Annotated in this window: 17 protein-coding genes; 15 read left to right on the top strand and 2 right to left on the bottom strand. The window is 72.6% G+C overall.

Features of this window, described 5'->3' with window-relative positions; genetic code table 11:
• Positions 1-51: 51 nt before the first annotated feature.
• On the top strand, positions 52-1,032 hold the full coding sequence (locus AC07CM_RS28200) for a TolB-like translocation protein (RefSeq protein ID WP_478879242.1): 981 nt from the start codon (positions 52-54) through the stop codon (positions 1,030-1,032).
• Positions 1,033-1,081: 49 nt separating this feature from the next.
• On the opposite strand, the gene serC is transcribed toward AC07CM_RS28200, so the two are convergent.
• The gene (serC, locus tag AC07CM_RS28205) at positions 1,082-2,200 is read right to left on the bottom strand and encodes a phosphoserine transaminase (protein ID WP_478879243.1); all 1,119 of its coding nucleotides are present in this window, start codon (positions 2,198-2,200) and stop codon (positions 1,082-1,084) included.
• Positions 2,201-2,357: 157 nt separating this feature from the next.
• On the opposite strand from serC, the gene AC07CM_RS28210 reads away from it, so the two are divergent.
• The 6 genes from AC07CM_RS28210 (at position 2,358) to AC07CM_RS28235 (ending at position 10,555) form a co-directional block, all read left to right on the top strand.
• A complete protein-coding gene (locus tag AC07CM_RS28210) occupies positions 2,358-5,177 on the top strand; it encodes an FAD-binding and (Fe-S)-binding domain-containing protein (protein ID WP_478879244.1) in 2,820 nt (939 codons plus the stop codon).
• Positions 5,174-5,935: a metallophosphoesterase family protein gene (locus AC07CM_RS28215; protein ID WP_478879245.1), complete on the top strand. Its 762-nt coding sequence runs from the start codon at positions 5,174-5,176 to the stop codon at positions 5,933-5,935. The genes AC07CM_RS28210 and AC07CM_RS28215 overlap by 4 nt, the downstream gene beginning before the upstream one ends.
• Before the next feature lie 44 nt (positions 5,936-5,979).
• Positions 5,980-7,101 carry a lipid II:glycine glycyltransferase FemX gene (locus tag AC07CM_RS28220; protein WP_478879246.1) on the top strand — a complete coding sequence of 374 codons (1,122 nt, stop codon included), beginning with the start codon at positions 5,980-5,982 and terminating at the stop codon, positions 7,099-7,101.
• A 199-nt stretch (positions 7,102-7,300) separates the two neighbouring features.
• Complete coding sequence (locus tag AC07CM_RS28225; RefSeq protein ID WP_478879247.1) at positions 7,301-7,432, top strand: hypothetical protein; 132 nt, start codon at positions 7,301-7,303, stop codon at positions 7,430-7,432.
• A gap of 98 nt (positions 7,433-7,530) precedes the next feature.
• Positions 7,531-9,513, top strand: a complete 1,983-nt coding sequence (locus AC07CM_RS28230) for an ABC transporter ATP-binding protein (RefSeq protein ID WP_478879248.1) — start codon at positions 7,531-7,533, stop codon at positions 9,511-9,513.
• Between the two features lie 79 nt (positions 9,514-9,592).
• Positions 9,593-10,555 (top strand): EamA family transporter, encoded by a 963-nt coding sequence (locus AC07CM_RS28235; RefSeq protein ID WP_478879249.1) that lies wholly within the window; start codon positions 9,593-9,595, stop codon positions 10,553-10,555.
• A 403-nt stretch (positions 10,556-10,958) separates the two neighbouring features.
• Here AC07CM_RS28235 and AC07CM_RS28240 read toward each other — a convergent pair whose 3' ends face one another.
• The gene (locus AC07CM_RS28240; protein WP_478879250.1) at positions 10,959-11,729 is read right to left on the bottom strand and encodes an SDR family oxidoreductase; all 771 of its coding nucleotides are present in this window, start codon (positions 11,727-11,729) and stop codon (positions 10,959-10,961) included.
• Positions 11,730-11,885: 156 nt separating this feature from the next.
• On the opposite strand from AC07CM_RS28240, the gene AC07CM_RS28245 reads away from it, so the two are divergent.
• From AC07CM_RS28245 to AC07CM_RS28280, 8 genes are all read left to right on the top strand, one after another.
• Positions 11,886-12,680 (top strand): TIGR03084 family metal-binding protein, encoded by a 795-nt coding sequence (locus AC07CM_RS28245; RefSeq protein WP_478879251.1) that lies wholly within the window; start codon positions 11,886-11,888, stop codon positions 12,678-12,680.
• A complete protein-coding gene (locus AC07CM_RS28250) occupies positions 12,677-14,353 on the top strand; it encodes an acyclic terpene utilization AtuA family protein (RefSeq protein ID WP_478879252.1) in 1,677 nt (558 codons plus the stop codon). Before AC07CM_RS28245 ends, AC07CM_RS28250 begins: the two co-directional genes overlap by 4 nt.
• A complete protein-coding gene (locus AC07CM_RS28255; RefSeq protein WP_478879253.1) occupies positions 14,350-15,948 on the top strand; it encodes an acyl-CoA carboxylase subunit beta in 1,599 nt (532 codons plus the stop codon). The genes AC07CM_RS28250 and AC07CM_RS28255 overlap by 4 nt, the downstream gene beginning before the upstream one ends.
• An 8-nt stretch (positions 15,949-15,956) precedes the next feature.
• Positions 15,957-17,807, top strand: a complete 1,851-nt coding sequence (locus AC07CM_RS28260) for an acetyl/propionyl/methylcrotonyl-CoA carboxylase subunit alpha (RefSeq protein ID WP_478879254.1) — start codon at positions 15,957-15,959, stop codon at positions 17,805-17,807.
• A gap of 7 nt (positions 17,808-17,814) precedes the next feature.
• Positions 17,815-18,975, top strand: coding sequence for an acyl-CoA dehydrogenase family protein (locus tag AC07CM_RS28265; RefSeq protein ID WP_478879255.1), 1,161 nt, complete (start codon positions 17,815-17,817; stop codon positions 18,973-18,975).
• Between the two features lie 111 nt (positions 18,976-19,086).
• Positions 19,087-20,655 (top strand): 4-coumarate--CoA ligase family protein, encoded by a 1,569-nt coding sequence (locus tag AC07CM_RS28270; protein WP_478879256.1) that lies wholly within the window; start codon positions 19,087-19,089, stop codon positions 20,653-20,655.
• The gene (locus AC07CM_RS28275) at positions 20,652-21,389 is read left to right on the top strand and encodes an enoyl-CoA hydratase family protein (protein ID WP_478879257.1); all 738 of its coding nucleotides are present in this window, start codon (positions 20,652-20,654) and stop codon (positions 21,387-21,389) included. Before AC07CM_RS28270 ends, AC07CM_RS28275 begins: the two co-directional genes overlap by 4 nt.
• The gene (locus AC07CM_RS28280) at positions 21,377-21,982 is read left to right on the top strand and encodes a TetR/AcrR family transcriptional regulator (RefSeq protein ID WP_478879258.1); all 606 of its coding nucleotides are present in this window, start codon (positions 21,377-21,379) and stop codon (positions 21,980-21,982) included. The genes AC07CM_RS28275 and AC07CM_RS28280 overlap by 13 nt, the downstream gene beginning before the upstream one ends.
• Positions 21,983-22,044 lie beyond the last annotated feature (62 nt).

The following is a 22,044-nucleotide window of genomic DNA, read 5'->3' on the forward strand; positions in this document are numbered from 1 at the left end:
CCTGGCGGAACACGCCCCGTAAACCCCCGGTGGAAATGGCAGGCTTGGTGCATGCGTCGACCGTTCGCCCTGCTCGCCGGGGTCCTGCTCGTGGGTGTCTGCTCGCTGCCAGCCTCCGCCGCCGACGGGGGCGGTCCCGGTGACGAAGGGTTCACCATCAAGGACCCACGGATCACCGAGTCCAGCGGCCTGGCCGCCTCCCAACTGCACCCCGGCATCTACTGGACGCACAACGACAGCGACGACGGGCCGTACATCTACGCGGTGGACAGCCGGACGGGGCGGACCGTCGCCACGGTGACCCTGCGCGGTGTCGGCTCCCCGCGTGACGTGGAGGCCATCTCCATCGGGCCGGACCACCAGATCTACGTCGGCGACATCGGCGACAACCTCGGCGGCAAGTGGCCCTACGTGTGGATCTACCGGCTGCCCGAGCCGAAGGTGCTGAAGGACCAGACGGTCAGGGCCACTCAGTACGTCGTGAAGTACTCCGACGGGGCACGGGACGCCGAGTCGCTGATCGTGCATCCCAGGACCGGGCGCGTGTACATCATCGACAAGAAGGAGGACGGCGGGCATCTGTACGAGGGGCCCGCGACCCTCTCCGCCTCCGGTGCGAACATCTTCAAGCCGGTCGCCACCGTCGACCTCTGGGCCACCGACGCCGCCCTCTCGCCGAACGGCCGACAGCTCGCCGTGCGGGGCTACTTCGGCGGGATCTCCTACGACTGGAACGGCGGCAGGATCAAGCGGCAGGGGCGGCTCGACGTGCCCCTGCAGGGGCAGGGCGAGTCGGTCTCGTACTCTCCCGACGGGACCAAGCTGATGTACGGCAGCGAGGGCGCCGACAGTTCGGTGCTGGCGCAGGACGCGCCGGCGGGCGCGACGAGCAAGCCACCTGCCGGTGGCGGCAGTTCCGCCTCCGGTGGCGACGGCGGTGTCGGCGGCGGAAGCGTCAAGATCGGTGCCGTCGTCGTCGCGGTCGCCGCGGCCGCCCTCTTCGGACTGCGGCGGCTGCGGCGCGGGAACTGAGAGGGCGCCCGGTGCGGCACCGGGCGCCCTCATGCTCGTCGTCGAGAGGTCAGAGCTTCTCGATCACGTGGTCGACGCACTTCGTCAGCGCCTCGACGTCCGCCGGGTCGATCGCCGGGAACATCGCGATGCGGAGCTGGTTGCGGCCGAGCTTGCGGTACGGCTCGGTGTCCACGATGCCGTTGGCGCGCAGCACCTTGGCGACGGCCGCCGCGTCGATCTCGTCGGAGAAGTCGATCGTGCCGATGACCTGCGAGCGCTTTGCCGGCTCCGAGACGAACGGGGTCGCGTACTTGGACTCCTCCGCCCAGCTGTACAGGCGGGTCGAGGAGTCCTTGGTGCGGGCCGTGGACCAGGCGAGGCCGCCCTGGCCGTTGAGCCACTCGAGCTGCTGGTTGAGCAGGAAGAGGGTGGCGAGGGCAGGGGTGTTGTACGTCTGGTTCTTGCGGGAGTTGTCGATCGCGGTGGGGAGCGAGAAGAACTCCGGGACGTGACGGCCGCTCGCGTGGATGCGCTCGGCGCGCTCGATGGCGGCCGGGGAGAAGACGCCGATCCACAGGCCGCCGTCCGAGGCGAACGACTTCTGCGGGGCGAAGTAGTAGACGTCCGTCTCGGCGACGTCGACCGGGAGGCCGCCCGCGCCGGAGGTGGCGTCCACGAGGACGAGCGCGCCCTCGTCGGCGCCGGCCACGCGCTTGATCGGCATGGCGACACCGGTGGAGGTCTCGTTGTGGGTGAAGGCGTAGACGTCGACGCCCGCCTCCGCCCGCGCCTCGGGGTGGGTGCCGGGGTCGGTGGCGATGACGGTGGGCTCGGCCAGCCAGGGAGCGAGCTTGGCGGCCTTGGCGAACTTGGAGGAGAACTCGCCGAAGCTGAGGTGCTGGGACTTGTTCTCGATCAGTCCGTGGGTGGCGATGTCCCAGAAGGCGGTGGACCCGCCGTTGCCGAGGACGACCTCGTAGCCCTCGGGCAGGGAGAACAGGGAGCTGATGCCTTCGCGGACCTGGCCCACCAGGTTCTTGACCGGGGCCTGGCGGTGGGAGGTGCCGAGCAGGGAGCTTCCGGTCGCGGCGAGCGCGTCGAGCGCCTCGGTGCGCACCTTGGAGGGGCCCGCGCCGAATCGTCCGTCGGCGGGCTTGATGTCAGCGGGAATCTGGATGTCGGCCACGAGTCGGAGGGTATCCGCTAGGCGAAACGGGACGGAACCGTGTCCGTCCGATGAGACAAGATCATCGACCCATGGACTTGTGAGGTTGTACGACGAATATGGGGTGGCTGTGGACAACTGATCGTCACCGTGCGTGGTCGTGTGCATCCTGGGACACATGACGGATCTCGTGGGCCTCGAGTCGGAACTGCGTGGGGTCGTCCGGGGTGAGGTCGGCTTCGATGTCACCGCCCGGGCGCTGGTGACCATGGACGCGTCCAACTACCGGCGGGTCCCGGCGGGCGTGGTGGCCCCGCGGGACGCCGACGACGTGGCGGCGGTGCTGGAGGTGTGCCGCGCCCGCGGAGTGCCGGTGGTGGCGCGCGGCGGAGGCACGTCGATCGCGGGCCAGGCGACCGGCACCGGGGTGGTGCTGGACTTCACCCGGCACCTCAACGGCCTGCTGGAGCTGGATCCGAGCACCCGTACGGCCGTCGTCCAACCGGGGCTCGTCCTCGACCGTCTGCAGGAGGCCGCCGCCCCGCACGGTCTGCGCTTCGGCCCCGACCCGTCCACCCACGGCCGGTGCACGCTCGGCGGAATGATCGGCAACAACTCGTGCGGCTCCCACTCGGTCGCCTGGGGCACCACCGCGGACAGCGTCCGGGAGCTGTCGGTCGTCACCGCGCGCGGGCAGCGGCTGCGGCTCGGCCCGGACTGGGCCGGCGCCCCGGAGGGGCTGCGTACCCTGGTGGAAGGGGATCTGGCCCGCCTGCGCACCGGCTTCCCCGAACTGCCCCGACGTATCTCCGGGTACGCGCTGGACGCCCTGCTGCCCGAGAAGGGAGCCGACGTCGCCCGCTCCTTCTGCGGCTCCGAGGGCACCCTCGGCATCCTGACCGAGGCGGTGGTGCGGCTGGTGGAGGCACCCCGTGCGCGTGCCCTCGCGGTGCTGGCGTACGGCGACGAGAGCGCGGCCGCCGAGGCCGCCGCGGGACTGCTGCCGTTCGGGCCACTGACCGTGGAGGGCATGGCGGCCGACCTGGTGCGCTCGCCCGCGGGGCTGCCGAAGGGCGGGGCCTGGCTGTTCGTGGAGACCGGCGGTGACTCGCCGGCCGAGGCACGCGCGGGTGCGGAGGCGATCGTCCGCGCGGCCGACGTCGTCGACTCCCTCGTCGTCACGGACCCGGCGGCCCAGCGCGTCCTGTGGCGGATCCGGGAGGACGCGAGCGGTACGGCGACGCGGATGCCCGACGGCAGCGAGGCCTGGCCGGGCTGGGAGGACTGCGCGGTGCCGCCCGCCCGGCTCGGCGCCTACCTGCGGGACTTCCGCGCCCTGCTCGCCGCCCACGGCCTGCGCGGCACTCCGTACGGCCACTTCGGCGACGGCTGCATCCATGTCCGCATCGACTTCGACCTGCTCACCGAGGCGGGCGTCGGCCGCTTCCGGCGCTTCTCCGAGGAACTGGCCGACCTGGTCGTCGCCCACGGCGGCTCGCTGTCGGGGGAGCACGGGGACGGCCAGGCCCGCGCGGAGCTGCTGCCGCGGATGTACGGCGAGGAGACCGTGCGCCTCTTCGAGCGGGCCAAGGGGATCTGGGACCCCGACGACCTGCTCAACCCCGGCATGCTGGTCCGCCCGGCCCCGCTGGACGCCAACCTCCGCTTCTCCGTCCTGCCCGGGCGCCCGGTGGACGTGGCCTTCGGCTACCCGGCCGACGGCGGCGACTTCGGCGCGGCCGTCCGCCGCTGCGTGGGCGTCGCCAAGTGCCGTACGGCCACGGCGGCCGGACCCGCCGTGATGTGTCCCTCCTTCCGGGCGACCGGCGAGGAGGAGCACTCCACGCGCGGACGGGCCCGGCTGCTGCACGAGATGCTCGCGGGCGAGCTGGTCACGGACGGCTGGCGCTCCACCGAGGTCCGGGACGCGCTCGACCTGTGCCTGTCCTGCAAGGGGTGCCGCTCGGACTGCCCGGTCGGCGTCGACATGGCCACCTACAAGGCCGAGTTCCTGCACCACCACTACGAGGGCCGGCTCCGCCCCGCCGCCCACTACTCCATGGGAGGACTGCCGCTCTGGCTGCGCCTGGTGGCCCGGACACGCACCGCCCCACTGGTCAACGCGCTCGCCTCGGTACGGCCGTTGGCGCGGTTCGGCAAACGGCTGGGAGGGATCGCGGCCGAGCGGCAGATCCCGAGGGTCGCCGGAGTGCCCTTCAGCCGCTGGTGGCGGCGGCGCAGGCGGCGCGCTGCGGGCGACCTGGTCGTCCTGTGGCCCGACACCTTCACCGAGCACCTCTCGCCATCGGTCGGACAGGCGGCCGTGCGGGTCCTGGAGGCCGCCGGGCTCAGGGTGGTGCTGCCACCCTCCCGGCCCCTCGGGGGTGGCGTCTGCTGCGGCCTGACCTACGTCTCCACCGGCCGGCTCGACCGGGCCCGCGCGGTGCTGCGGCGCACCCTGGACCTGATGGAGCCGGTGCTGCGCCGCGGCACCCCGGTCGTCGTTCTGGAGCCGAGCTGTGCGGCGGCCCTCCGCGGCGACCTCCCGGAACTTCTGCACGACGACCCGCGCGCGGCCCGGCTGGCCTCGGCGGTCCTCACCTTCGCCGAGGCGCTGCACCGGCACGCCCCCGACTGGACCCCGCCCGCCCTGGACCGCCCGGTCGCCGGCCAGACCCACTGCCACCAGCACGCCGTCCTCGGCGACACCGCCGACCGCGCACTGCGCGCGTCCGCCGGCCTGACCGGTGAGCTGAGCGGCGGCTGCTGCGGCCTGGCGGGCAACTTCGGCTTCGAGAAGGGTCACTTCGAGGTGTCGAAGAGCTGCGCCGAGGAACAGCTGCTGCCGTCGGTACGCGCGGCGGCCGAGGAGGCGGTGATCCTGGCGGACGGCTTCTCCTGCCGCACCCAGCTGGAGCAGCTGGCCGGGGTGCGCGGCCGGCATCTGGCCGAGGTGCTGGCCGAGGGGCTGGAGCGCGCGACGGGGGATGCTAAGTGAGCGAGGAGTACCGCAGGTTGGCGGTCCTCTCCGACATCCACGGCGTGCTGCCCGCGCTGGAGGCGGTCCTCGCGGAGCCCGAGGTGGCCGCCGCCGACCGGATCGTCCTCACCGGGGACATCACCGCGGGCCCGCAGCCGGCCGAGGTGCTCGAGCTGCTGCGCGCCCAGGGCGAGAGGGTGCTGTGGGTCGGCGGGAACGCGGACCGGGAGCTGGTCGAGTACCGGCGGGGCGAGCGGGCGGAGATTCCGGACCCGATCGGCCCGTTCGCCGCGCGGGCGCTCAGCGAGCGGCAGGTGGACTTCCTCGCCGCGCTGCCGAGAACGCTCACGCTCCGTGTCCGAGGTCTCGGCCAGGTCCTGTTCTGCCACGCCACACCGCGCGACGACGAGGAGGTGGTCCTCGTCGACTCCCGCCCCGAGCGCTGGGCTGAGGTCCTCGCCGGCCTCGACCCAGGCACCGGGACGGTCGTCTGCGGGCACACCCATATGCCGTACGTCCGCCTGGCCCACGGCCGGCTGGTGGTCAACCCCGGCAGCGTCGGCATGCCGTACGGCCGCCCCGGCGCCCACTGGTGCCTCCTCGGGCCCGGCGCCGACCTGCGCGTGACGTCGTACGACATACCGGCGGCGATCGACCGGATCACCGCCGGGTGCGCCTACCCGGAGATCGCCGAGTGGGCCGACCATTTCCTGTACGCCCGGGCGACGGACACGGAGGCGCTGGCGCTGTTCGGACCCAGGGACGGCAGGGGGTGACTCCGTAGGGTGACGAGACCAGCGATCCCGAAGGAGTTCCGCGCATGACCCTCACCCTCCGCACCATCACGCGCGCCGAGCATCTGGCCTTCGTGGCCTCCCTGCCCTCGGTCAGCCACATGCAGCTGCCGTCCTGGGGGGACGTGAAGCCCGACTGGCAGGCGGAGAGCCTCGGCTGGTTCGACAGCGGGGGCACGCTCGTCGGGGTGGGACTGGTGCTGTTGCGGCCGCTGCCCAGGCTGCGGAGGTATCTGGCCTATCTGCCGGAGGGGCCCGTCATCGACTGGTACGCGCCCGAGTTGGAGCGCTGGCTGGATCCGATGCTGAGACACCTGAAGGGGCGCGGTGCCTTCTCGGTGAAGATGGGGCCGCCCGTCGTCGTACGGCGGTGGAGTCCCGAGGCGGTCAAGGCCGCGATCGCCGACCCGGACGCGCACCGGCTGCGGGACGCGGAGGCGACGTCGTACGAGCCGCGCGCCGGAGCGCTGGCGGACCGGCTGCGCCGCCTGGGCTGGCGGCAGGCCGAGCCGGGCGGAGAGGACGGCTTCGCCGCCGGGCAGCCCCGGTACGTCTGCCAGGTGCCGTTCGCCGGACGGCCGTTGGAGGACATCCGGGGCGGGCTCAACCAGCAGTGGCGGCGCAACATCAAGAAGGCCGAGAAGGCGGGCGTGAAGGTCGTGCGCGGGGGCTACGAGGATCTGCCGGTCTTCTACGGCCTCTACACGGAGACCGCCGAGCGCGACCGGTTCATCCCGCGCCCACTGCCCTACTTCCAGCGGATGTGGACGGCGCTCACCGCCGAGGACCCCGACCGGATGCGTCTGTATCTCGCCCACCACGACGGGGAGGTGCTCGCCGCGGCCACCATGCTGATCGTCGGCGGCCACGTCTGGTACTCCTACGGCGCCTCGACCAGCCGCAGGCGCGAGGTCCAGCCCAGCAACGCCGTGCAGTGGCGGATGATGGCCGACGCCCACGAACTCGGCGCCGACGTCTACGACTTCCGGGGCATCACCGACACCCTGGAGCAGTCCGACCACCTGCTCGGACTGCTGCGCTTCAAGGTGGGCGCGGGCGGCGAGGCCGTGGAGTACCTCGGGGAGTGGGACTTCCCCCTCAACCGGCTGCTGCACAAGGCACTCGACCTCTACCTGACCCGGCGCTGACCCCGGATTCACAAGCCGGCTCTCAGGTTCATAAGAGAACTCTCAGGTTCGGGGCGTGCCCTCAGGATTCTCCAAGGTACTCACAGCGCCCCTTTGCAATTTTTACCTTTCGGTCGCAGGGGCGGCGTGTAGGTTCTTCGACATCGGGTTCCGGACGCGGAATTCACAAGACACAGAACTTCGAACACCAGGAGTCGGAATGAGCTTCAAGAAGCTTGCCCCGCTGCCCCCCAAGCCCAAGTCGAAGCAGCTCCCGCCGCCGCCGAAGCCGAAGCCGAAGAAGCACGCGCACAAGCCGCTGCCCAAGCCGCTGCCCGGCCAGGACCGCTGATCCTACGCTGAGCCGAAAGGGGTCGACGGTGCACCGTCGACCCCTTTTCCTTTTCATTCGGGAAGGCGGTCAGGGAAAGTGATCAGGAGGGGAATGCGGTGACCGGCGAGAGTGATGAATTCGAGTACGAGACCCCGACCATTCCCGCCCGGGCAGCGTTCCGTCGTTTCTGGCCGCTGACGAAGGGGCTCAGAAAATGGCTGTTCCTCGTCTGGGTGTGCACGGTGCTCGCCGCGCTCGCCGAGACCGAGGCCATCCTGCTCTTCGGCGACCTGACCGACCACGCCCTGCGGCAGGGCTCGCTCGGCGCGTTCTGGAGTCCGGCCGTGCGGTGGCTGGGCGTCGCCGTGCTCGGCGCCCTGGTCGCGTACGCGGGCAACTCCCTTGCCGCGTGGGCGACCGAGCGCTTCGTGATGCGGCTGCGCGAGCACGTCTTCGACCATGTGCAGCGGCTGCCCCCGCACTTCTTCCAGCGCCACCGCCAGGGCGATCTGCTCTCCCGTCTGACCGGTGACGTCGAGGCGATCGAGACGATGGTCGTGTCCGGTCTGGTGGGCGCCGCCTCGGCGGCCTTCTCCGCCCTCTTCTACGCGGCCGCCGCGTTCTGGCTGCGCTGGGACCTGGCCGCCGCCACCTTCGTCCTCGCGCCCCTGTTCTGGCTGGCCGCCCGCCGCTTCTCCGGCTCCATCAAGGACGTCTCCCGCGAGGGCCGGGTCGCCGACGGCGCGATCACCTCCGTCGTCGAGGAGTCCCTCGGCAACATCGTGCTCACCCAGGCCTACGACCGCCGGGACGCCGAGCGCAGGCGCCTGCGCGAGGAGGCGAACGCCTGGTTCCGCGCCTCGGTCCGCTCGGCCCGGCTGAACGAGGCCTACGAGCAGCTCGTCCAGGTCATCGAGACGGTCTGTGTGCTCGCCGTGATCGGCATCGGCGCCTGGGAGATCTCCACCGGCCGGATGACGCTCGGCCGGCTCCTCGCCTTCGCCGCCTTTCTCGGCTACCTCTACCCGCCCGTGCGGGGCCTGGCCCAGCTCGGGCTCACGGTCACCGCGGCCGCGGCGGGCGCCGAGCGGCTGATCGAGATCCTGGACGCCCGGCCGTCGGTCACCGACCCCCGGCGGGCCGCCGAGCCCGGCCGCCCGGACGGCACGGTCGAGGTCCGGGACGTCTCCTTCCGCTACCCGGGCGCCGACCGGACCACCCTCGAAGACCTGTCCTTCACCGTCAGCCCCGGTGAGCTGGTCGTCGTCACCGGGCCGAGCGGCGCCGGAAAGTCCACGGTCTCCAAGCTCCTGCTCCGCTTCTACGACCCGGACACCGGCTCGGTCCTGCTGGACGGCACTCCCCTGCGCGACTTCCCGCTGGCCCGGCTGCGCGAGTACGTCACCCTGCTCCCGCAGGAGACCCTGGTGCTGCGCGACACGGTCCGGGCCAACATCGCCTGCGGCCGGCCCGGCGCCAGCGACCGGGCCATCGAGGAGGCGGCGCGGGCGGCCGACGCGCACGACTTCATCGTCCGGCTCCCCGACGGCTACGGCACCCGGGTGGACCCCAACTCGGCCCGGCTGTCCGGCGGCCAGCTCCAGCGCCTGGCCATCGCCCGCGCCATCCTGCGCGACGCGCCGGTCCTGGTCCTGGACGAGCCGACCACCGGCCTGGACGCCATGGCGGCCCGCCGCGTGGTCAAGCCGCTGCGCCGGCTGATGGCGGGCCGTACGACGATCATGATCACCCACGATCTGAACCTCGCCCCCGACGCCGACCGCGTCCTCGTCGTGGACCGGGGCCGGATCGTCGAGACGGGCCGGCACGGGGAACTGCTCGCGCGGGGCGGCGCCTACGCACGGCTGCACCGCTCGCAGAACAACGCCGCGTTGGACACCGGCGAACTGCGGCTGCCGCTGCTGGAGGAGGCGCATCCGCAGGCCTACGCCCACCCCTACGGGCCCGGGTACGGGGCGTACCCGACCGTGGGCGAGCACTGGTCCCGGCCCGCGCATGAGGCCTGTGGGGACGTGCTCTCGTCCCTGCCCGACGGCCGTCCTCTCTTCCGTGACGAGGGTGCCTGGCCGGGCATCTGATCCCAGCATGCGGGACAGTTGCTTAAAGGGTTCACGCACCTGTCGAAGTCCATTACCCTGGACTGGACAGTACATCGCGATGGACGAAGTCGATCAAGCAACAGGACCGCCCGTGACCGCCACCTCCAGCACCACCACGCCGCCCCAGGTCACGACCGCCGGAGGGCGCCGTCCCTTCGGCTCGCTCGGGCCCGTCGGGCTGGTGCTGGCCGGCGGGATCTCGGTCCAGTTCGGCGGGGCCCTCGCGGTGACCCTGATGCCGAGGGCCGGCGCGCTCGGCGTCGTCACCCTGCGGCTCCTCGCGGCGGCCGTGGTCCTGCTGCTGGTCTGCCGTCCCCGGCTGCGCGGCCACTCCCGCACCGACTGGGGCACCGTGGTCGTCTTCGGCGTCACCATGGGCGCGATGAACGGCCTCTTCTACGAGGCGGTCGCCCGCATCCCGCTGGGCCCCGCCGTCACTCTCGAGGTCCTCGGCCCGCTGACACTGTCCGTCCTCGCCTCCCGTCGCGCGATCAACGCGGTGTGGGCCTGCCTCGCCCTCGCGGGCGTCTTCCTGCTGGGCGGCGGAGGCTTCGGCGACCTCGATCCCACCGGTGTGGCCTTCGCCCTGGGTGCCGGCGCCATGTGGGCGGCCTACATAGTCTTCAGTGCCCGCACCGGCCGCCGCTTCCCGCAGGCGGACGGACTCGCCCTCGCCATGGCGGTCGCGGCCCTTCTCTTCCTGCCTCTGGGCATCGCCGAGGCGGGCACCCGCCTGCTCGACCCCACCACCGTGGCCCTCGGCTCGGCGGTGGCCCTGCTCTCCTCGGTGCTGCCCTACACCCTGGAACTCCTGGCCCTGCGCCGCCTGCCCGCCTCCACCTTCGCCATCCTCATGAGCCTGGAACCGGCCATCGCGGCCACGGCGGGCTTCCTCATCCTCGGCCAGTCCCTGTCCGTCACGGAGGCCGCCGCCATCGCCCTGGTCATCGCGGCGAGCATCGGCGCGGTGCGCACCCAGGTGGGCCGGACGAAACTCCCACTGCCGGCCGAGGGGCAGTGACCCGGACAACCGGACACGCGAGACAGCGCACCGGCCCCGGAAGGTCCGGCACACCCCGCCGGTGACCTGAGCCGAAGCCCGGTGGCCCGGCCCTGAGCCGAAGTCTCAGCGACCCGAACCCGAGCCGAGGCGCCGTTGGTCCGGACCCGGCTCGAGGTGTCGACGGCCGGGACATCGGCGGCTCGGGACCGAGCCGTAGCGGCGACGGCCCGGCTCCGAGCCTAGGTGCCTGCAGCCCCGGTCCGGCGGGAGGTGCCTGCGGCCCCGGTCCGGGTCGAGGTGCCTGCGGCCCCGGTCCGAGCCGAGGTGCCTGCGGCCCCGGTCCGGGTCGAGGTGCCTGCGGCCCCGGTCCGGGTCGAGGTGCCTGCGGCCCCGGTCCGGGCCGGAGTCGAAGACGGACGGTTCAGACCGAGGACGTCACCCACTCCTCGAACGTCGGACCCGCCAGCCGTGCTCCCGCCCCCGGCAGCAGCCCGCCGTTCTCGAAGAGCTCCCGCTCGGGGTTGTCCGGGTCGCTCACCGCCACCACCCGCACCGCCGGCTCCCGCCGGGCCAGCAGCAGCCGGGCCGCCTCCTCCAGGCTCTCCTCGCGTGGACCGGCCACCTCGGGGAACGGCTGCTGCCCGCCCGGCGCCTCCGCGGCCTCGGCAAGGTCCACGAGCGCCTCCGCGACGGCCCGCGCCGCCACCAGCTGCGTGCGCATCTTCGGCACGTACACCGTGTCGCCCTGCCGCCCCCACTGCGTCAGCTGCTCCACGAACTCGTGGAACTGCGCCGCCCGCAGCACCCGCACCGGCACCGGCCCCGCCAGCACGGCCCGCTCGTGCTCCAGCTTGGCCGCGTTGTAACCCGCGACCGAGCCGTCGATGCCGATGATCGACACGACGACCATCCGCGCGACCCCGGCCTTCTCCCCGGCCTCGTGCAGGTTCCGGGCCGCCGCCGTGAAGAAGTCCGTCGCCACCCGCTGGTCCGGCGAGGGCGTGCTCGCCGCGTCGATCACCACGTCCACGCCCTCCAGAGCACCCGCCAGCCCCTCACCGGTCACGATGTCGACTCCGGTCGTCCGGGACATCGGCACCACCTCGTGCCCGCGCTCCGTCAGCACGTCCACCACATGCCGTCCGAGCCGCCCGGTCGCCCCGGCCACCGCGATCTTCCTGGTCGAGCTCATGGTCACTGCTCCCTCTTCGGTTTCCCTCGCTCTGTGTCGTCACCGGTCTGACGGACGCCGGCGGGGAGATGTGACGGCTCGGCGGGGGAAATTTTCCCGGCCCAAATTCATGCAAGCATGCTTGATTGTTTTTGGGCCCGCTGCCATGCTCCCCCCATGTCCGAGCCGACGCCCGTCTTTGACGACCTGCGTGAGGAAAGCGAAGAACTCGACCGCCTGGTGGCCGAGTTGCCCGAGGAGCGATGGGGGCTTTCGACGCCCGCGCCACGCTGGAGCATCGCCCACCAGATCGCCCATCTGCACTGGACGGACCGGGCCGCGCTGCTCGCCGTGACCGACGGGGCCGGCTTCGGCGAGGTCGTCGAGACGGCCCTGAAGTCCCCCGACTCCTTCGTGGACGACGCCGCCGAGGAGGGCGCCCGCCTCGCGCCCGCCGAGCTGATGTCCCGGTGGCGGGAGGGGCGGGCCGCGCTGGACCGCGCGCTGCGGGCGGCACCCCGAGGGGCCCGCTTCCCCTGGTTCGGGCCGCCCATGTCCACCGCCTCCATGGCCACCGGGCGCCTGATGGAGACCTGGGCCCACGGCCAGGACGTCGCGGACGCCCTGGGTGTGGAACGCCCACCCACCGACCGGCTCCGCCATGTGGTCCGCATCGGGGTGCGCGCCCGCGACTTCGCCTTCGGGGCACGGGGGCTGCCGGTGCCGGACGAGGAGTTCAGGGTCGAAGTCCGCGCTCCCTCGGGCGCGGTGTGGGCCTACGGCCCCGAGGACGCCCGGCAGCGGGTCACCGCGTCCGCCCTCGACTTCTGCCTCCTGGTCACCCAGCGCGCCCACCGCGCCGACCTCGCCGTCCACGCCGAGGGCCCGGACGCCGACCGCTGGCTCGACATCGCCCAGGCCTTCGCGGGCCCGCCCGGTACCGGCCGGCCGCCCAAGGAGGGCGCCGAGTGAACCCGTTGCGCATCGGCAACTTCTCCGGTTTCTACGGCGACCGCCTCGACGCCCTGCGCGAGATGCTCAACGGCGGCGAGGTCGACGTCCTCACCGGCGACTACCTCGCCGAACTCACCATGCTCATCCTCGGCCGCGACCGCCTGAAGGACCCGGCCGCCGGCTACGCCCGCACCTTCCTGCGCCAGCTGGAGGACTGCCTCGGTCTCGCCCACGAGCGCGGGGTGCGCATCGTCACCAACGCGGGCGGCCTCAATCCGGCGGGACTCGCGGACGTCGTGAGGGAGTTGGCCGACCGGCTCGGCATCCCGGTCAGAGTCGCCCACGTCGAGGGCGACGATCTCACCTCCGCGCACCCCGGCGCCCTCGCCGCCCACGCCTACCTCGGCGGCTTCGGCATCGCCGAGTGCCTGCGGGCCGGCGCCGACGTCGTGATCACCGGCCGGGTCACCGACGCGGCCCTCGTCACCGGGCCCGCCGCCGCCCACTTCGGCTGGGAGCCGGGGGACCACGACCGCCTCGCCGGCGCCGTCGTCGCCGGGCACGTCCTGGAGTGCGGGACCCAGGCCACCGGCGGCAACTACGCGTTCTTCCGGGAGGGCGACGTACGCCGTCCCGGCTTCCCGCTCGCCGAGGTCCACGCCGACGGCACCAGCGTCATCACCAAGCACCCCGGCACCGGCGGCTTCGTCGACGTCGGCACGGTCACCGCCCAGCTGCTGTACGAGACCGCCGGCGGCCGGTACGCGGGGCCCGATGTCACCGCCCGGCTCGACACCGTACGGCTGAGCCAGGACGGGCCGGACCGGGTGCGGATCGAGGGCGTGCGCGGAGAGGCGCCACCGCCGACGCTCAAGGTCGGGCTCAACCGGCTGGGCGGCTTCCGCAACGAGGTCGTCTTCGTCCTCACCGGGCTCGACATCGAGGCCAAGGCGGATCTGGTCCGGGCGCAGCTGTCCGACGCGCTCGCCAAGTCACCGCCCGCCGAGGTGCGGTGGGACCTGGTCCGCACCGACCGGTCCGACGCGGACACCGAGGAGACGGCGAGCGCCCTGCTGCGGCTCGTCGTGCGGGACCCGGACCAGCGGGTCGTCGGGCGGGCGCTGAGCGGGGCCGCCGTGGAGCTGGCGCTGGCCAGTTACCCGGGCTTCCATGTGCTGGCCCCACCCGGAAAGGGCGCCCCGTATGGGGTCTTCGACGATGTGTACGTACTCCATGGTGCCGTCGACCACAGGGCCGTCCTCCACGACGGACGCCGTGTCCCTGTGCCACCGCCCCAGGAGACACGCGCCCTGGACGCCGTACCGCAGCCGCCGCTGCCCGCACCCCTGCCACCCGGCCCGACCCGGCGCGCCCCCCTCGGGCTGGTCGCCGGAGCCCGCAGCGGCGACAAGGGCGGCAACGCCAACGTCGGGGTGTGGGCACGGTCGGACGAGGCCTGGCGATGGCTCGCCCACGAGCTGACCGAGGACCGCTTCCGGCGGCTGATCCCCGAGAGCGACGGCCTTCCCGTCACCCGGCACCCGCTCCCGCACCTGCGTGCCCTCAACTTCGTCGTCGAAGGCATCCTCGGCGCGGGCGTCGCCGCCCAGCACCGCTTCGACCCGCAGGCCAAGGCCCTCGGCGAATGGCTGCGCTCCCGCCACCTGGACATCCCGGAGACCCTCCTGTGACGGTTCTCAGCACCTCCCTGGACCCCATGAGCGCCGAGCACCAGGCGGCCCGCGAGGCCATGCTCGCCAAGCTCGCCGACCTGGAGACCGAGCACGCCAAGGCGCTCGCGGGCGGCGGCGACAAGTACATCGCCCGCCACCGCAAACGCGGCAAGCTGCTCGCCCGGGAGCGCATCGAGCTGCTCCTCGACCCGGACACGCCCTTCCTGGAGCTGTCCCCGCTGGCCGCCTGGGGCAGCGACCACACCGTGGGCGCCTCCCTGGTCACCGGCATCGGCGTGGTCGAGGGCGTGGAGTGCCTGATCACCGCAAACGACCCGACCGTGCGCGGCGGCGCCAGCAACCCCTGGAGCCTGAAGAAGGCCCTGCGCGCCAACGACATCGCGCTCGCCAACCGGCTGCCCTGCATCAGCCTGGTGGAGTCCGGCGGCGCCGACCTGCCCTCGCAGAAGGAGATCTTCATCCCGGGCGGGGCGATCTTCCGCGACCTCACCAGGCTCTCCGCCGCCGGCATCCCGACGGTGGCCGTCGTGTTCGGCAACTCCACCGCCGGCGGCGCCTACGTCCCCGGCATGTCCGACCACGTGATCATGGTCAAGGAGCGGGCGAAGGTGTTCCTCGGCGGGCCGCCGCTGGTGAAGATGGCCACCGGCGAGGAGAGCGACGACGAGTCCCTGGGCGGCGCGGAGATGCACGCGCGCGTGTCGGGCCTCGCCGACTACTTCGCCGTGGACGAGCAGGACGCGCTGCGCCAGGCCCGCCGCGTGGTCGCCCGCCTCAACCACCGCAAGGCGTACGGCGATCCCGGCCCGGCGGCGCCACCCAGGTACGACCCGGGGGAACTGCTCGGTGTCGTCCCCGGCGACCTGAAGACCCCCTTCGACCCGCGCGAGGTCATCGCCCGCCTGGTCGACGCCTCCGACTTCGACGAGTTCAAGCCGCTGTACGGGACGAGCCTGGCCACCGGCTGGGCAGCCCTGCACGGCTACCCGGTCGGCATCCTGGCCAACGCCCAAGGCGTCCTGTTCAGCGAGGAGTCGCAGAAGGCCGCCCAGTTCATCCAGCTCGCCAACCAGCGCGACATCCCGCTGCTCTTCCTGCACAACACCACCGGCTACATGGTCGGCAGGGACTACGAGCAGGGCGGGATCATCAAGCACGGCGCGATGATGATCAACGCGGTCAGCAACAGCCGGGTCCCGCACCTGTCCGTGCTCATGGGGGCGTCGTACGGCGCCGGGCACTACGGCATGTGCGGCCGCGCCTACGACCCCCGCTTCCTGTTCGCCTGGCCGAGCGCCAAGTCGGCCGTCATGGGCCCACAGCAGCTCGCGGGCGTGCTGTCGATAGTCGCCCGGCAGTCGGCGGCGGCGAAGGGGCAGCCGTACGACGAGGACGCGGACGCGGCGCTGCGCGCGATGGTGGAGCAGCAGATCGAGTCCGAGTCGCTGCCGATGTTCCTGTCCGGGCGGCTGTACGACGACGGTGTCATCGACCCGCGCGACACCCGCACCGTCCTCGGTCTGTGCCTGTCCGCGATCCACACCGCCCCCTACGAGGGCGCGCGCGGCGGCTTCGGCGTCTTCCGGATGTGAGGGACCAAGTGATTTCGACACTCCTCGTCGCCAACCGGGGCGAGATCGCCTGCCGGATCTTCCGCACCTGTGGTGAGTTGGGAATCCGGACGGTCGCCGTGCACTCGGACGCCGACTCCGACGCGCTCCACGCGCGCGTGGCCGACACGGCGGTACGGCTGCCGGGGGCCACACCGGCGGAGACGTACCTGCGCGGCGACCTGATCGTGAAGGCGGCGCTGGCCGCCGGCGCGGACGCCGTCCACCCCGGGTACGGCTTCCTGTCCGAGAACCCCGAGTTCGCCCGTGCCGTCCTCGACGCCGGCCTGGTCTGGATCGGACCGCCCCCGGCGGCCATCGAGGCGATGGCGTCCAAGACACGCGCCAAGGAACTGATGGGGATCGCGCCCCTGGGCGAGGTCACCGAGGCCGACCTGCCGGTGCTGGTGAAGGCGGCGGCCGGCGGCGGCGGGCGCGGCATGCGGATCGTGCGCCGCCCGGAGGAACTGAAGGCCGCGCTCGAGGGCGCGAGCGCCGAGGCCGCGAGCGCCTTCGGCGACGGCGAGGTCTTCGTCGAGCCGTACATCGAGCACGGCCGCCACGTCGAGGTGCAGATCCTCGCCGACACCCACGGCACGGTCTGGCCCCTCGGCACCCGCGACTGCTCCCTGCAGCGCCGCCACCAGAAGGTGGTCGAGGAGGCCCCGGCGCCGGGCCTGCCGGCCGCGCTCACCGAGGAGCTGTACACGCTGGCCGTACGCGCCGCGCGGTCCGTCTCCTACGTCGGCGCCGGCACGGTCGAGTTCCTGGTCGCCGACGGCCGCGCGCACTTCCTGGAGATGAACACCCGGCTCCAGGTCGAACACCCCGTCACCGAGGCCGTGTTCGGCCTCGACCTGGTGGCGGAACAGATCCGGGTCGCCGAGGGCCACGCTCTGCCCTGCGACCCGCCCCGCGCGCGGGGTCACGCGATCGAGGCCCGTCTGTACGCCGAGGACCCCGCCCGCGACTGGGCCCCGCAGGCCGGCACCCTGCACCACCTCGCCGTACCGGCCGGCGTCCGCCTGGACACCGGCTACACCGACGGCGACGAGATCGGCGTCCACTACGACCCGATGCTCGCCAAGGTCGTCGCCCACGCCCCCACGCGCGCGGAGGCCGTCCGCAGACTCGCGGGCGCACTGGAACGTGCCGAGATCCACGGCCCGGTCACCAACAGGGACCTGCTGCTGGGCTCACTGCGGCACGAGGAGTTCACGTCGGTCCGCATGAACACCGGCTTCTACGACCGTCACCTCGCCGGACTGACCGCCCCGGCCCCCGACCCGTACGCTCCCCTGGCCGCCGCGCTCGCCGACGCCCACGGCCGCTCCCGCTTCGGCGGCTGGCGCAACGTGCCCTCGCAGCCGCAGGTCAAGCGGTACGAGCTGGCGGGGGAGGAGCACGAGGTCCACTACCGGCACACCCGGAAGGGCCTCGCCGCCGACGGCGTCCGGGTCGTGCACGCCGACGCGCGACTGGTCGTCCTCGAAGTGGACGGCGTACAGCGCAGGTTCGCGGTCTCCCGGTACGGCGACGACCGGGTGTACGTCAACGCCGCCGTCCTCACCGCCCTGCCCCGCTTCCCCGACCCGGCGGCCCAGCTCGTCCCCGGCTCCCTGCTGGCCCCGATGCCGGGCACGGTCGTCCGCGTCGCCGAGGGGCTGACCGAGGGCACCCCCGTGCAGGCGGGCCGGCCCCTGATCTGGCTGGAGGCGATGAAGATGCAGCACCAGATCTCGTCACCGGTCACCGGAACGCTCAGCGCCTTGCACGTCGGCCCCGGACAGCAGGTCGAGCCGGGGACGCTGCTGGCCGTCGTGCAGGAATCCCTCTCCTAGGAGTCCCATGACCACCCTCATCGAGTCCGAAGAGCACAAGGCCCTGCGAGCCGCGGTGGCCGCCCTGGGCAAGCGCTACGGCCGCGACTACCTCGTCCGCACCGTCGCCGAGGGACGCCATCCCACCGAACTGTGGGCCGAGGCGGGCAAGCTCGGCTACCTCGGCGTCAACCTCCCGGAGGAGTACGGCGGCGGAGGCGGCGGAGTCGGTGAACTCTCCATCGTCCTGGAGGAGCTGGGCGCCGCGGGCTCCCCCCTCCTCATGCTGGTCGTCTCACCGGCCATCTGCGGCACCGTGATCGCCCGCTTCGGCACGGAGGAACAGAAGCGCACATGGCTTCCCGGCATCGCCGACGGAACCCGGACCATGGCCTTCGGCATCACCGAACCCGACGCCGGCTCCAACTCGCACCGCATCACCACCACGGCCCGCAAGGACGGCGCCGACTGGCTCCTCACCGGCCGCAAGGTGTTCGTCTCGGGCGTCGACCAGGCGGACGCCACCCTCATCGTCGGCCGGACCGAGGACGCCCGCACCGGCACCCTCAAGCCCTGCCTCTTCATCGTCCCGCGCGACGCCGAGGGGTTCCGGCGGCACCCCATCGACATGGAACTCAACGCCGCCGAGAAGCAGTTCGAGCTGGTCCTGGACGACGTACGGCTCCCCGCCGACGCGCTCGTCGGCGACGAGGACGCCGGCCTGCTGCAGCTGTTCGCCGGGCTCAACCCCGAGCGCATCATGACGGCCGCCTTCGCGATCGGCATGGGCCGCTACGCGCTGTCCAAGGCGATCGAGTACGCCCGCGACCGAACCGTCTGGAAGGCCCCGATCGGCGCCCACCAGGCGATCGCGCACCCCCTGGCGCAGGCCCACATCGACCTGGAACTGGCCCGGCTGATGATGCAGAAGGCGGCCCATCTCTACGACGCCGGCGACGACATCGGCGCGGGCGAGGCCGCCAACATGGCCAAGTACGCGGCCGGGGAGGCCTGCGTGAGGGCCGTCGACCAGGCCGTGCACACCCTCGGCGGCAACGGCCTCACGCGCGAATTCGGCCTCGCCTCGTTGATAACGGCGGCACGCGTGGCTCGTATTGCTCCGGTGAGCCGGGAGATGATTCTCAACTACGTTTCCCACCAGACCCTGGGACTGCCCAAGTCCTACTAGGGCCTTTCTTTCGGATCTGGCCGGCTCGGGGTGAGGGCACTTTGTGCGCGACCCCGGCGAGATCCGAAGGAGAAGAGAGGCCCTAGGCCGCCGCAGCCGCTTGGAGGAACCGTGTTCCGCAGCGCGTACGCAGACGTCCCGCCCGTAGAACTCCCCATCCACGAGGCCGTTCTGGGCCGTGCCGCCGGCTTCGGCGACCAGCCCGCCCTGATCGACGGCACGGACGGGACCACCCTCACGTACGAGCAGGTGGACCGGTTCCACCGGCGCCTCGCGGCCGCGCTCGCAGACGCCGGGGTCCGCAAGGGCGACGTCCTCGCCCTGCACAGCCCCAACACGATCGCCTTCCCCACCGCCTTCTACGCCGCCACGCGCGCGGGTGCCTCCGTCACCACCGTGCACCCGCTCGCCACCCCCGACGAGTTCGCCAAGCAGCTCCGCGACAGCGCGGCCCGCTGGATCATCACCGCCTCCCCCCTGCTGGAGTCCGCCCGCCGGGCCGCCGAACTCGCGGGCGGAGTGGGGGAGATATTCGTGTGCGACGGCGCTCCCGGGCACCGCTCCCTCATCGACATGCTCGCCACCACCGCACCCGAACCGCAGATCCGCTTCGACCCGGCCGAGGACGTCGCCGCACTGCCGTACTCCTCCGGCACCACCGGCGTCCCCAAGGGCGTGATGCTCACCCACCGGCAGATCGCCACCAACCTCGCCCAGTTGGAGCCCGCCGTACCGGCCGGCCCCGGTGACCGCATCCTCGCCGTGCTGCCGTTCTTCCACATCTACGGCCTGACCGCCCTGATGAACGCCCCGCTGCGCAAGGGCGCCACGATCGTCGTCCTGCCGCGCTTCGACCTCGAGACCTTCCTCGCCGCCATCGAGAACCACCGCATCACCGGCCTGTACGTCGCCCCGCCGATCGTCCTCGCCCTCGCCAAACACCCGGCGGTCGCCCGCTACGACCTCTCCTCCCTGAAGTACGTCATCAGCGCCGCCGCCCCCCTGGCCGCCGAACTCGCCGCCGCCTGCGCCGAACGCCTCGGCCTGCCCCCGATCGGCCAGGCCTACGGCATGACGGAGCTGTCACCCGGCACCCACGTCGTCCCGCTCGACGCCCTGCACCACGCGCCCGCCGGCACCGTCGGCAGACTCATCGCCGGCACCGAGATGCGCATCGTCTCCCTCGACGACCCCGGCAAGGACCTGGGCACCGGCGAGCCCGGCGAGATCCTGATCCGCGGCCCCCAGGTGATGAAGGGGTACCTCGGCCGCCCCGACGCCACCGCCGACATGATCGACACCGACGGCTGGCTGCACACCGGGGACGTCGGCCACGTCGACGAGGACGGCTGGCTCTTCGTCGTCGACCGCGTGAAGGAACTCATCAAGTACAAGGGCTTCCAGGTGGCCCCCGCCGAACTGGAGGCACTGCTGCTCACCCACCCCGGCATCGCCGACGCGGCCGTCATCGGCGCCTACGACGAGAACGGCAACGAGGTCCCGCACGCCTTCGTCGTCCGCCAGCCCACCGCCGACGGCCTCGGTGAGAACGAGGTCATGATGTACGTCGCCGAACGCGTCGCCCCCTACAAACGCGTCCGCCGGATCACCTTCATCGAGGACGTGCCCCGCGCGGCCTCGGGCAAGATCCTCCGCCGGCAGCTCAGGGAGCACACATGACCGCACTCGTCGGACGCACGCGCACGCGTGCCGTCGAAACCCTCAGCCTCGACTCCACCGCCACCCGCAACGCCCTGTCCGCCGCGCTCGTCGGCGAACTCGCCGACGCCCTGACCGACTGCGGCAAGGACCCGGACGTACGCGCCGTCGTCCTCACCCACACCGGCACCACCTTCTGCGCCGGAGCCGACCTGCGCGACCCGCCCGACCCCGACGCCCTGGTGGGCCTGCTCCGGCAGATCGTCGAACTGCCCAAACCCGTGGTCGCCCGCGTCACCGGACACGTCCGCGCGGGCGGACTTGGCCTCCTGGCCGCCTGCGACATCACCGCCGCCGGCCCCGACGCCACCTTCGCCTTCACCGAGGTCCGCATCGGAGTCGCCCCCGCGGTGATCTCCCTGCCCCTGCTCCCGCGCGCCGACCCCCGCGCGCTGGCCCGCTACTACCTCACCGGCGAACGCTTCACCCCCGCCGAAGCCGTGGACGCGGGCCTGCTCACCGTCACCGCCGACGACGTGGACGAAGCCCTCGCACCGGTCCTCGACGGCCTGCGCCGATCCGCCCCCCAGGCCCTGGCCGAGACGAAACAGCTGCTCACGGCTAGGGTGCTGGAGACGTTCGACCGGGACGCGGCACAGCTGACCGCTCTCTCGGCCCGGCTGTTCGCCTCCGCCCAGGCCCGGGAGGGGATGACGGCCTTCCTGGAAAGACGGGATGCGGCATGGGTGGTGTGAGTACGGCGGAACGCGACCGCGTACCCAAGCAGGACCGCAGCCGCGCCACCCGGCAGCGACTCCTGGAGGCCGCCGTGGCCTGCCTGGCCGAACACGGCTGGGCGGGCTCCACGGTCACCGTCGTCGCCGAACGCGCCGGAGTCTCCCGGGGCGCCGCCCAGCACCACTTCCCGACCCGCGAGGACCTCTTCACGGCGGCCGTCGAGTACGTCGCCGAAGAACGCTCCACCGCTCTGCGCGACCTGTTCCCGGACGGCGCCGCCGACCGCCGCGCCGTCGTCTTCGCCCTCGTCGACCTCTACACCGGCCCCCTCTTCCGTGCCGCCCTGCACCTGTGGGTGGCCGCCTGCGACGAGGAGCAGCTCCGCCCGCGCGTGACCGAGCTGGAGGCCCGCGTCGGCCGTGAGACGCACCGCATCGCCGTCGAGTTGCTCGGCGCCGACGAGTCCCGCCCCGGCGCCCGCGAGACCGTCCAGGGCCTGCTCGACATGGCCCGCGGCCTGGGCCTCGCCAACCTGCTCACCGACGACACCGCCCGCCGCGAGCGGGTGGTGGCCCAGTGGGCCGTGCTGCTGGAGGAAGCGCTGGGCTGAGGGAGCCACCACAGGGGCGCGTTACCCTTGGCCCATGCTTCCGATGCTCGTTCGACGCCGCC

The organism is Streptomyces sp. NPDC044061 (assembly GCF_056434305.1).

Bases quoted from the DNA above. Each gene is read 5' to 3' on its own strand.
- AC07CM_RS28200 (WP_478879242.1), top strand. From the start codon at position 52: ATGCGTCGACCGTTCGCCCTGCTCGCCGGGGTCCTGCTCGTGGGTGTC.
- AC07CM_RS28210 (WP_478879244.1), top strand. From the start codon at position 2,358: ATGACGGATCTCGTGGGCCTCGAGTCGGAACTGCGTGGGGTCGTCCGG.
- AC07CM_RS28220 (WP_478879246.1), top strand. From the start codon at position 5,980: ATGACCCTCACCCTCCGCACCATCACGCGCGCCGAGCATCTGGCCTTC.
- AC07CM_RS28225 (WP_478879247.1), top strand. From the start codon at position 7,301: ATGAGCTTCAAGAAGCTTGCCCCGCTGCCCCCCAAGCCCAAGTCGAAG.
- AC07CM_RS28235 (WP_478879249.1), top strand. From the start codon at position 9,593: ATGGACGAAGTCGATCAAGCAACAGGACCGCCCGTGACCGCCACCTCC.
- AC07CM_RS28240 (WP_478879250.1), bottom strand. From the start codon at position 11,729: ATGAGCTCGACCAGGAAGATCGCGGTGGCCGGGGCGACCGGGCGGCTC.
- AC07CM_RS28245 (WP_478879251.1), top strand. From the start codon at position 11,886: ATGTCCGAGCCGACGCCCGTCTTTGACGACCTGCGTGAGGAAAGCGAA.
- AC07CM_RS28265 (WP_478879255.1), top strand. From the start codon at position 17,815: ATGACCACCCTCATCGAGTCCGAAGAGCACAAGGCCCTGCGAGCCGCG.
- AC07CM_RS28275 (WP_478879257.1), top strand. From the start codon at position 20,652: ATGACCGCACTCGTCGGACGCACGCGCACGCGTGCCGTCGAAACCCTC.
- AC07CM_RS28280 (WP_478879258.1), top strand. From the start codon at position 21,377: ATGGGTGGTGTGAGTACGGCGGAACGCGACCGCGTACCCAAGCAGGAC.